This window comes from Enterococcus sp. AZ091, assembly GCF_051714805.1.
GTDB lineage: Bacteria > Bacillota > Bacilli > Lactobacillales > Enterococcaceae > Enterococcus_D > Enterococcus_D gallinarum.
Genome location: NZ_JBIOSO010000001.1, coordinates 1,251,814 through 1,262,404, shown reverse-complemented (window position 1 = coordinate 1,262,404; position 10,591 = coordinate 1,251,814). Strand labels below are relative to the sequence as shown.

Here is a 10,591-nt window from a genome sequence, read left to right as displayed (position 1 = left end):
TTTTAAAATTCAAATAGATAATAAAAAAAAAAGAAAAGATTCACTAATATTTCTAATTCTTTCCACTTCAGCTTCTAAATATTCAATTATAGTTATTTATATCCATTCAACACACTAACAAGGAAGCAAAAACAAAATGGATATCGTTATTTAAAATCATGGGTTATTTCTTTTCTCTCAAAAAACATACTCGCTGAACGCTATTTTTGAGACAAGTGAAATAGAAATATTTCTAAACCTTGTATAGACTTGTTAGAAATCTGAGACACGTATTTACAAGAGAAGTTAAATACGCTAATAATAATAATTACAAAAAAAGGAAGGTGATCAATTGATTGAAAAAATTTTGTTAGATGATCATGCCAGAACGAAATTGAGTGTCTACGGCAAGTTGATGACACTCTCACCCGGGGAATACAGCATAGATCAGGTGCGGGAAAACTTGGATTTTTATTACGGCCCTGCACGCTTCAAAAAAATCTTGAGTGCAATCCAAGATGATTTAGAAAAATTTACTACCATCGAGCTATTACATAGTAAAAATAAGTTAACCGTCAATGAACAACTTGTTCAATACACCCAATACCAACATTACCTTTCAACTGAAAGTGTTCCTTATAAATTGTTGCTCAGTATGCTAATAGAAGAGGACGACGATCTCGCTGCTTTTTGTAACCGGCACTATATCAGTCGCTCGACCTGTTTTCGTCAAACAAAAAAGCTGGTTGAATATTTGAAGGAATACAATATCAACTTGAATTTATCGAATCTGACCTTGTCAGGTTCCGAAATGTTGATTCGTATCCTCTTTTTTAATTTCTTTTGGTTTGTATCATTAGGTGAAAGTTTGGACATAGTTCCTTATAGCCAAGAAGTGAGAGCATTGATTTATAAACATGAAGAAGCACAGCATAAGAACAAGTTTGACTTAGGAAAAAAACAAGCCAGTCTCCATTGTCTGATTTGTTTGCTGAGGATCAAAAACAGCCACTTTACTGATATCTATCACTTATCAAGGGATTCTTTCATTCCAAGTGGTACAGACCTCAACTTCTTTTACGATTTCTTCAAGATCGCCAATCTGCGTTTAGACCTCTTGGAGGTAAACTCTTTGTTCTATTTGTTTTATTATTGGCCGTTTCTGACTTCCAACCAAGACATTCGTCTGCCGATCATCCAACATTCTTATCAGCAACCAAGTAATGACCCCAAGGAGATTTTGGACGAATTCCAAGACCATTGTCAGACGTTTATCGGTACGTTTCATTTTGAAAATGAGCCAGCTCTATATTTGAACATCTACCTATCGATTGGTAACTTTAGCTTGTTCAAACAAAAAATCCCTTTGACCACATTGTTTATTTCTTCGTATATCCAAGAAAAGTACCCACTCTTACATATCTTGACAATCAAAATCGAAGGCTTCTGGAAAAAATTTTCCCAACGGAAAAATTATACGTGGCTGAAATCTTGTGTAAGTGAATTAGCTTTCATCCAAGCTTGTTTGCTTTATCCGTATTATTCAGAAATCGACGAAAGCTATAAGTTGAAAGTTGGTTTTGTCAATGTTTCTGAGCATCTGATTTCCGCTGAGATCTTAAACCTAGGCAAAAAGATCCCATTTGTCGCTATCGAACAGCTGACACTTCCAATCACTGAAGAATATGACTTTATCATCTTAGGGTCACCTTTGCTGATTCCGAAGGGCCTAGATCCTTTTAAATATACGGTCCTTGATTATTGCCATTACAGTGATTTCGAAACTGATTTATATCAACGCCTTCTAGAAGTCCATCATCGAAAACTACAAACTTTGTTTTCTAGTTAACTGATTTATGTAAAACTGGCTGTGGTAAAATTCAAAAAAAATCGTCAGAAATGAGCTATTTCATTTCTGACGGTTTTTTAGATAAAAAAGCTGAACCCTTGACTATCAAAGGTTCAGCCATCAATTCTTTATTCAGATTCTTCTTCAGCCATGAATGTGTTAAAGACTTCTTCGATCATGTCCCATTCAGCTTCTGTTTCAATTTGTTCTAATTCGCCTTCTGTACCATCTTCGTTTTCAACGTAGGCATAGGCTTGTAATTCGACATCTTCTTCTTCTGGTACTCCAGCTGGATAAAGCAACACGTAGTTGCGTCCAAATTCTTCTTGTCCATCTACTGTCAAAAGAATTTCGTATAATGTTTCATTGCCTTGATCATCGACCAATGTAATGTGTTCGTGACCTTCATGGTCGTGGTTGTGATCATGATTGTGATCATGCGTATGTTCTGACATATTTTTTCCTCTTTTCTGTAAACTAAAACAGTTGTTTTCCAGCACCATCTAAATAATTCTGCAAAATCATTACTGCTGCTAATTTGTCAATGACTTTCTTACGTTTGGCACGAGATGTGTTGGCTTGTTCAACTAGCATTCGTTCTGCTTGAACAGTCGTCAAGCGTTCGTCTTGGTAGTCAACAGGCAAATCAAAACGTTCTTCGATGGCCTTGCCGTAAGCTAGTGAAGCCTCTGCTCTTGGACCAATGGTGTTATTCATATTCTTGGGCAGTCCCACCACAAAACGAGTCACTTCATACTCTTTGACTAATTCTCCAAGACGATCATAGCCAAAGTCATTTTCATCTTCGTTGATTCGAATGATCTCGATCCCTTGCGCAGTCCATCCCATAGGATCACTAACAGCTACACCAACTGTTCGTGAACCGACATCTAAACCCATGACTCTCATTATAGGTTGATCCCGTGATTTCCTAAGTAATAACGAATCAAAACTTCCAAAATCTCATCGCGTTCATGACGACGAATCAAGTTCCGGGCATCCCGATAACGAGGAATGTAAGCCGGGTCGCCAGAAAGGAGATAACCGACGATTTGATTGATTGGATTATAACCTTTTTCTTCTAATGCACGATACACGATAGCCAGTGTTTCACTGATTTCTTTCTTGCGGCTATCATCAAAATCAAACCGTACTGTTTCATCTGTAAAACCCATTTCACGACACCTCTCTTTATATTGTTTTTTAGCACATTGTACGTTTCTATTGTACTCGACGTTTTGTAAAACTACAAACATCTGCACTAGTTTATCTTTATTATAACAAAGCTTTATGATATTTTTGTGAACTTTTTCAAAAAAACCGATATTTCTCTCATTTCGCTAGAATGATCGATAAACATATTGGTTAGCCGGTGCCTCGATGGTTTGTTCTTGGTCAACGATTACCATTGGCAAATCTCGTTTAAAGGGTTGATAGTATTGCGACTGGATGGTTCCTTCAATGTGCAGCCATTGGTCATTCTCGGTAACCGTTTGTTCAGGTAACTCAACACGTAATCCAAAAACACCTGAATCCGCTACACAGTGAATGATCCCAAAACGAAACAGAAAGATTTCATTACGATCATCTTGCGCTGCATGATAAACAAAACCGTCGTAGCTGATTTTTTTCCCGATAAATTCACTTGGATACGTATAGATCAATTCCATGAGTTCCAAATAATTCTCGTCGGTGACAGCAATCGTTTGTTTATCGGCATACTTCGCTAACGAAGTCGTCATTTGCTCGTCATAATCATCTTTATTGTAATAAAGACTAGTATCTGGTTTAAGGTATTGGGTATTCATTTCGGGATCGCCGACAGACTCTTCACTCAGCGGGAAATTAAACCCTTTTGCTTCAACAATGGTCGTATCCAGACTGACTGTTGGGAAAAACAAACCAACAATGATTGGCAATGCTAATAAGAAATACGCAATGATGCGCTGAGATTTTTTTTCGAGTCCATGGTGATGCTCATCTTCATGTTCATCAGGCGTTTGTTTGACCCAAAAATACAACTGGACTAATGCCAAAAATAAAGCGACAATCATCGAAAGTATCGCTAGATAACGATAGTGGACATTGATGAACTGATTCAGTTTTCCTGATACCTGCAAGTACATCATCAACTCAAAATATCCAGATAAAATCAAAAAACGGATCATTGTTTACACCACCCATGCATAAATTGAGACCACAACAGCAATTAATCCCACCATTGTTGCAATAAAACGACCGGTAAAATATCGTTTCATCATCAGAAGATTCTTGATGTCCACCATAGGACCAAAGACCAGAAAACCCACGACTGGACCGGCGCCGAACAGACTAAGCAGCGAAGAACCGATAAACGCATCTGCTTCAGAGCACAGCGACATCGTCAATGCCAAAACAAGCATGACCAATACCGCCAAGAATTTCGTAGAACCCAAAGTCAACATCATTCCCGTTGGCAAATACGTCTGCATCGCTGCTGCAATCAATCCGCCAATGATCAAATACCGACCAGTATCGAAGAATTCATCAATACTGTGTTGCAACAAATGCCGTATTTGATGGGACCATTTTCGTTTCTCAGAACCTGTATCATGAGCATGCCCATGGTGATGTCCTTGATGGGTATCCTCTGAAGCTGTGATCAATTGGGTTTTCAAAATCTCTCGCTTACTGAAATAAGCCAGCCAAACACCTACCACCATTGCCACCAACAAGCTGCCAAGTACTCGCAAAAAGGCAAACTTCGCTGAATTGCCAAATGCGATGAATGTCGAAAAAATCACAATGGGATTCACAATAGGGGCTGTCAGCATAAAAGCAAAAGCCGTGTAGACTGGTACGTCTTTTTTGACGAATTGATTGACGATCGGAACGATTCCACATTCACAAGACGGGAAGAAAACGCCTAAACCACACCCCATTGCAATGGAGGCCAATTTATTCTTTGGCAGGATTTTTGTCACTCGTTCTGGCGTCAGAAAAACTTGCAGCGCCCCTGAAATCAAGCAGCCTAATAAGACAAAAGGCAAGGCTTCAATGACGATGGAGAGAAAGATCACGCTCATCTGCAAAACAGAATTAGGTAAGCTTTGTAACATATATTCAACCTTCTTTATAAAAAAATAATTGCGCTGGAACTACTATACGTTTTTTTGCCTCAATGCACAATGTTTTTTACAGTCTTTGCTGGCACCTTAAAGCTTGCTTTAGTTTTTATTCTTTTCCAGCAGTTTCTTTGACAAGTTGTCCCTCAAAACGTACATTAGACAGAGAATCTGCTTGGAGGAATTTGCATGATACAAATGAATACATTAGATGAACTGCTGACGAAGATAAAAGAAACCCCATTGGCACTTATTTATCTCTCACAGCCGGCTTGCAGTGTCTGCTTAGCAGACAAACCTCGTCTTAATAAATTAGCTTTAGAAAAGCATGTTCCACTTTATGCTGTCAATGTAGCGGAAGTCCCAGAGGCGGCTGGCCAATTTTCAGCATTGACTGCTCCTGTCGTCCTTCTTTATTTTCAAGGAGATGAACGCCACAGAGAAGCACGAATCATTGATTTTAATAGGCTGGCTGCTATTATTGATCGCTATAGGACTGCCTTGACCAAAACCGAGACCATCTCTTATGACGATCTTTTTGATCAACTGATGGAATAAAAAAACACTGTCTTTCCATCACCTACTAGACGCGATGGTTGATGGAAAGACAGTGTTTTTGGGTTTTATTCTGATTCAGTTGTTTCGTGGTTTTCCGGTTCATCTGTCGTTAAGACGTTGCCAGAATGCAAGAAATAAATCAGTGTTTGTAATTCATTGGTCAAATCAACATTTTGGATCAGCACACCTTTTGGTGCAGTGATGCGCGCAGGCGTAAAGTTCAAGATTCCTTTGATCCCTGCTTTCACAAGCTCATTGACTAAGTCTTGCGAATGTTGTGCGGGAACCGTCAAGATCGCGACATCGATCTGTTGGATCTTCACTTGTTCTTTCATATCGCTCATTGGATAGACAGGAACGCCATCCACGATTCGTCCTACGATATCTTCATTCACATCAAATGCAGCACTGATCCGAATGCTATTGCTCTGATGGAATTTATATTTTAACAGTGCGCTACCTAGATTACCAACACCTACTAGCGCGACATTTGTCATATGGTCTTCATTCAACGTTTTAGCAAAAAACTGCATCAGGCTTTCCACGTCATAGCCATAGCCGCGTTTTCCCAATTCCCCAAAATAAGAGAAGTCGCGACGAATCGTTGCGCTATCCACTTGGACAGCTTCGCTTAATTCAGTAGATGAAACCTTCAACTTTCCAGCATTGTGCAAGATGCGTAAATAGCGGTAATACAAAGGCAAACGTTTCGCTGTTGCCTTTGGAATTTGATGATCTTTCAAGAAATACTCCCCCATTGTGAAAAATTCACGTGTGATGTAGCTATCATATCAAATAGTTTGCTCAAAAATCAATTTGATTGCTCACAATTTGAAATTTTTTTTATTTAATGATACAATCATTCTTTTTTCATAATCGCTGTTTATCACAAAATGTGATAGACTGATAGTATTGCAACCAAGGAGACAAGTGACTTCAAGAATAGGAATGAATACATATGATACTATTACAAGCAAATCAAATCGCCAGACTATTTGGCGCTGAAGTTTTATTTGAGAATATCAACCTAGAGATTGCCAGCCATTCCCGGATCGCGCTTGTGGGAAGAAATGGCGCCGGAAAATCGACCCTGTTAAAAATCATTGCCGGGATCGAAAGCCCCGATAAAGGAACGATCGCCAAAAATAAAACTGCGACACTAGGTTATCTTGCCCAAGACACTGGTTTAAACAGTACTGCTACAGTCTGGGAAGAAATGTTGACGGCTTTTGCCGGCATTCGACAGATGGAACAGCGGATGCGCTCATTAGAAGTCGCCATTTCAGAAACAGACCCGACAGCAGTCAATTATGATGGTCTATTAAAAGAATATGACCAGCTACAACATGAATTTGCCGAAAAAAACGGCTACGGATATGAAAATGAGATCCGTTCTGTTCTACACGGCTTTAAGTTCGACGGCACTTTTTATGAGCAATTCATTGAAACATTGTCTGGTGGTCAAAAAACTCGTCTAGCACTAGCAAAGATGCTGTTGCAAAAGCCAGATATTTTGATTTTGGATGAACCGACTAACCACCTGGATATTGAGACATTGTCTTGGCTTGAAAACTATCTTCAAGGGTATGCCGGTGCTCTTTTGATTGTATCTCATGACCGTTATTTCTTAGATAAAGTCGTCAATGAGGTCTATGAGCTTAGCCGACGGAAAATGCACCATTACAAAGGGAATTACAGTCGTTATCTGGTTTTGAAAGCCGAGCAGCTGCAAAGTGAATGGAAAGCTTTCGAAAAACAACAAGAAGAAATCAATAAATTAGAAGACTTTGTAGCGCGTAATTTAGTTCGTGCCTCCACAACTAAACGGGCGCAAAGCCGGCGCAAACAATTAGAAAAAATGGAGCGGCTCGATCGGCCTCAAGGAGATGAAAAATCCGCAAATTTCCTTTTTTCAATCAGTAAACCTTCTGGCAATGTGGTAATGCAAGTAGCCAACGCAGCCATCGGTTATCAAGAGACTGTTCTATCCGAGCCGATCGATTTGGATGTTCGCCGGAAAGATGCCATTGCATTAGTCGGCCCTAATGGAATTGGCAAATCGACATTATTAAAATCACTGATCCACAAGATTCCTTTGATTCGCGGTGACGTTCATCTAGGTGCCAATGTCTCAATTGGGTATTATGATCAAACCCAATCAGATCTCCATTCAACAAAAACAATCTTGAAAGAATTATGGGATGAGCACCCCACTACGCCAGAAGTAGAGATCCGCACAATTTTAGGAAGTTTCCTTTTTTCTGGTGAAGATGTTGAAAAACCAATCACATTGCTCAGTGGCGGCGAAAAGGCACGGGTCGCTTTAGCAAAACTTGCGATGGATCATGACAACTTCCTGATCTTAGATGAACCGACTAACCATTTGGACATCGACAGCAAAGAAGTACTCGAAAATGCCTTGATTGATTATGAAGGCACATTGCTTTTTGTTTCTCATGACCGCTACTTTATCAATCGAATCGCGACCAAAGTCATTGAATTATCTGAAACTGGCAGCAAATTGTATTTAGGGGACTATGATTATTACGTGGAGAAAAAAATGGAAGAAACAGAACTAGCTGCGATGCAGCAATCTGATGTTCAAGAGAAAGCCATCTCACAAGGCAAACAATCTTTCTTCCAGAGCAAAGAACAACAAAAAGCCATTCGCTCATTGCAGCGTAAAGTCACTCAAATTGAAGCAGACCTAGCCAAAACCGAAGCAGAGCTTGAAGAAATCGAACAAGCGATGACTCGTCCTGACGCATTGAACGACCACGTCCGTTTGTCTTCGCTGAATCAAGCAATGGAGACTGTCCAAGCCACGCAAGAACAGCTGATGGAAGCTTGGGAAAACACGAGTCTGGAATTGGAAGAACTAGAAACAACTGACACGAATCAGTCCACAGGCGGATGACAACCTTCATTCCCTCTGCTTTACTTGAAGTAAGGCAAAAAAGGCACGATACTTCAGGAGGGAAGCTATGAAGAAAAAAGGGAAACAAAGAAAGCGTTATGTCTTTCTTGTTTTGTTGGGTTTATTATTGATTTTTGCTGCATTTATCCGACTTTCTCATGTGAGCTATTCCAGCCAAGATTATGAAGAATATCCCATGATGGATGACATGGATTTTGATCAAGCAGCTTACAATGAACAAGCGAACGAGTATTTACAAGAAAATGGAGTGACTACGCCTCTTTACCTACAAACAAATGAAGAATGGGCTGATTATTCCTATGGTTCAGATGGTACGCAAACTTTAAGCGATAACGGCTGTGCCCTGCTCTCTCTTTCAATGGTACTCGCTTATTTGCGAGAGGATAACGTTTCGCCGCTTGAAGTTTTGGATTGGGCACAAGATAGCTACTATGTCGATGGGCAAGGAACCGATTGGCGGATTTTCTCTGATTTTGCGGATTCCTTTGGTTATTCGTATCACGATTTGGGCATAGACACCGCGCAAGTAGCCAATTATCTGGCAGTTGGACAGCCAGTGATCGTCTCTGTGACCAGTGGAGATTTCACAGATACTGGTCATATCATGGTGCTGGCTGCTATGCAAGACGAAAATGTGGTTGTTTTAGATCCAAACGATACGCCGGAAAAAAAACATTATTTAACGTCCTATTCATTGGAAGAAATCGCTGCTCAAAGTTTACATTTTTGGACATTTACAGAGGACAAAAGTACCAATTTATAAAAAAGAAACTACCTATAAGTTGTCAGGAAGGATCAAGCACGATTACCTCTTTCTTGACACTCTATAGGTAGTTTTTTTTATAAATAGTCCTCATCAATGCATGTTGATAATGACCGCGCCTCTTGACAGCTACCTTGAGAAATCTTCGCTTTCTCCTTACAATGGATCCGCTTTCCTTTATAATAGAAGAAAGAAAGGTGTGACGCATATGAAAATCGGAATTCCTAAAGAAATCAAGAACAATGAAAATCGTGTAGCTTTGCCGCCAGCTGGCGTCTATGAATTGGTTCAAGAAGGGCACGAGGTCTTGGTTGAAGCAAATGCAGGCATCGGATCAACTTTTTCAGACGAAGCCTATCGAGCAGTCGGCGCAACGATCGTTGCTAACGCTGCAGACGTCTGGGCGGCTGACATGGTGATGAAAGTCAAAGAACCGCTGCCAGAAGAGTATTCCTACTTAAGAGCGGGATTGCTGTTATTTACTTACCTACATGTTGCTGCCAATCCAGAATTAGCAAAAGCGCTCATGTCCTCCAAGGTTCGAGCGATTGGCTATGAGAATGTCCAACTGGCTAATGGGGCGCTGCCTCTCCTCTCTCCAATGAGTGAAATTGCTGGTCGAATGGCAGTTCAGATCGGCGCACAATTCTTAGAAAAAATCTATGGCGGCAAAGGAGTCCTCCTGTCCGGTGTCCCGGGTGTTCGAAAAGGTCAGGTCACGATTATTGGCGGTGGCGTTGCCGGAACCAATGCCGCGAAAATGGCGTTAGGGCTTGGTGCGCAAGTCACAATTCTCGATGTATCCATCCCACGCTTACAAGAATTAGACCAGCTATTTGACGGACAAGTTCAGACACTCTTCTCTAATCGTTTCAACATTGAAGCCGCTATTCAACAAGCAGACTTGGTGATTGGCGCCGTCTTGCTGCCAGGCAAAAAAGCGCCAAATCTAGTAACTCGTGAGATGGTGAAAACCATGGCAGAAAAATCAGTGATTGTAGATATTGCGATTGATCAAGGAGGCATTTTTGAGACAGAAGATCGTGTCACTACTCATGACGATCCTACCTACATCCAAGAAAATGTGATCCATTATGCTGTTGCCAATATGCCTGGCGCAGTTCCACAGACTGCTACATTGGCATTGAGTATCGCCACATTACCCTACGCTAAACAATTGGCTGCCGATCCTGAAAAGGCATTAAGAACAAACGCTGCACTGGCGCGTGGTGTCATCGCATTTGACGGTCACTTCACGTTGAAGGAAGCCGCACAAGATCTGGCGATCGATGCCGTCGATCTCTCAGAGCTGATTTAGTTTTCTCAGCAAAAAAGTGCCAGCTCAACAAAATCGTACGCTGCCATGGGACAATCCTCCCATGGCAGCGGCTTTTTTGATA

11 protein-coding genes are annotated in these 10,591 nt (G+C 40.6%); 5 read left to right on the top strand and 6 right to left on the bottom strand.

The genetic code is table 11. The features are described 5' to 3' along the window. Positions 1 to 331: 331 nt before the first annotated feature. Positions 332 to 1,828: a helix-turn-helix domain-containing protein gene (locus IGJ28_RS06470; protein WP_438845293.1), complete on the top strand. Its 1,497-nt coding sequence runs from the start codon at positions 332 to 334 to the stop codon at positions 1,826 to 1,828. Between the two features lie 128 nt (positions 1,829 to 1,956). Here IGJ28_RS06470 and IGJ28_RS06465 read toward each other — a convergent pair whose 3' ends face one another. The 5 genes from IGJ28_RS06465 to IGJ28_RS06445 form a co-directional block, all read right to left on the bottom strand. After that, positions 1,957 to 2,283: a DUF1292 domain-containing protein gene (locus tag IGJ28_RS06465; protein WP_003127498.1), complete on the bottom strand. Its 327-nt coding sequence runs from the start codon at positions 2,281 to 2,283 to the stop codon at positions 1,957 to 1,959. 22 nt (positions 2,284 to 2,305) lie between these two features. Next, positions 2,306 to 2,737 (bottom strand): Holliday junction resolvase RuvX, encoded by a 432-nt coding sequence (gene ruvX / locus IGJ28_RS06460; RefSeq protein WP_005471772.1) that lies wholly within the window; start codon positions 2,735 to 2,737, stop codon positions 2,306 to 2,308. Continuing rightward, positions 2,737 to 3,003, bottom strand: coding sequence for an IreB family regulatory phosphoprotein (locus IGJ28_RS06455; RefSeq protein WP_003127496.1), 267 nt, complete (start codon positions 3,001 to 3,003; stop codon positions 2,737 to 2,739). Before IGJ28_RS06455 ends, ruvX begins: the two co-directional genes overlap by 1 nt. A gap of 165 nt (positions 3,004 to 3,168) precedes the next feature. After that, entirely contained in the window at positions 3,169 to 3,996 is an 828-nt protein-coding gene (locus IGJ28_RS06450; protein WP_208774687.1) for a TIGR03943 family putative permease subunit, read from the bottom strand. A 3-nt stretch (positions 3,997 to 3,999) separates the two neighbouring features. Next, the gene (locus IGJ28_RS06445; protein ID WP_003127494.1) at positions 4,000 to 4,926 is read right to left on the bottom strand and encodes a permease; all 927 of its coding nucleotides are present in this window, start codon (positions 4,924 to 4,926) and stop codon (positions 4,000 to 4,002) included. 195 nt (positions 4,927 to 5,121) lie between these two features. Here IGJ28_RS06445 and IGJ28_RS06440 point away from each other — a divergent pair, with 195 nt between their 5' ends. After that, positions 5,122 to 5,490, top strand: a complete 369-nt coding sequence (locus tag IGJ28_RS06440) for a thioredoxin family protein (protein ID WP_086269477.1) — start codon at positions 5,122 to 5,124, stop codon at positions 5,488 to 5,490. Between the two features lie 65 nt (positions 5,491 to 5,555). Here the strand turns inward: IGJ28_RS06440 and IGJ28_RS06435 are convergent, their stop codons facing one another. Continuing rightward, positions 5,556 to 6,233: a redox-sensing transcriptional repressor Rex gene (locus tag IGJ28_RS06435; protein ID WP_060813607.1), complete on the bottom strand. Its 678-nt coding sequence runs from the start codon at positions 6,231 to 6,233 to the stop codon at positions 5,556 to 5,558. 215 nt (positions 6,234 to 6,448) lie between these two features. Here IGJ28_RS06435 and IGJ28_RS06430 point away from each other — a divergent pair, with 215 nt between their 5' ends. From IGJ28_RS06430 to ald, 3 genes are all read left to right on the top strand, one after another. Next, complete coding sequence (locus IGJ28_RS06430) at positions 6,449 to 8,407, top strand: ABC-F family ATP-binding cassette domain-containing protein (RefSeq protein WP_252712117.1); 1,959 nt, start codon at positions 6,449 to 6,451, stop codon at positions 8,405 to 8,407. A gap of 67 nt (positions 8,408 to 8,474) precedes the next feature. Next, positions 8,475 to 9,191 (top strand): C39 family peptidase, encoded by a 717-nt coding sequence (locus IGJ28_RS06425; protein ID WP_252712116.1) that lies wholly within the window; start codon positions 8,475 to 8,477, stop codon positions 9,189 to 9,191. Between the two features lie 208 nt (positions 9,192 to 9,399). Further along, the gene (ald, locus tag IGJ28_RS06420; protein ID WP_252712115.1) at positions 9,400 to 10,509 is read left to right on the top strand and encodes an alanine dehydrogenase; all 1,110 of its coding nucleotides are present in this window, start codon (positions 9,400 to 9,402) and stop codon (positions 10,507 to 10,509) included. Positions 10,510 to 10,591 lie beyond the last annotated feature (82 nt).

Coding starts and splice junctions, on each gene's coding strand:
- IGJ28_RS06430 (WP_252712117.1), top strand. CDS start 6,449: ATGATACTATTACAAGCAAATCAAATCGCCAGACTATTTGGCGCTGAA.
- IGJ28_RS06445 (WP_003127494.1), bottom strand. CDS start 4,926: ATGTTACAAAGCTTACCTAATTCTGTTTTGCAGATGAGCGTGATCTTT.
- IGJ28_RS06440 (WP_086269477.1), top strand. CDS start 5,122: ATGATACAAATGAATACATTAGATGAACTGCTGACGAAGATAAAAGAA.
- ald (WP_252712115.1), top strand. CDS start 9,400: ATGAAAATCGGAATTCCTAAAGAAATCAAGAACAATGAAAATCGTGTA.
- IGJ28_RS06465 (WP_003127498.1), bottom strand. CDS start 2,283: ATGTCAGAACATACGCATGATCACAATCATGATCACAACCACGACCAT.
- IGJ28_RS06450 (WP_208774687.1), bottom strand. CDS start 3,996: ATGATCCGTTTTTTGATTTTATCTGGATATTTTGAGTTGATGATGTAC.
- ruvX (WP_005471772.1), bottom strand. CDS start 2,737: ATGAGAGTCATGGGTTTAGATGTCGGTTCACGAACAGTTGGTGTAGCT.
- IGJ28_RS06455 (WP_003127496.1), bottom strand. CDS start 3,003: ATGGGTTTTACAGATGAAACAGTACGGTTTGATTTTGATGATAGCCGC.
- IGJ28_RS06425 (WP_252712116.1), top strand. CDS start 8,475: ATGAAGAAAAAAGGGAAACAAAGAAAGCGTTATGTCTTTCTTGTTTTG.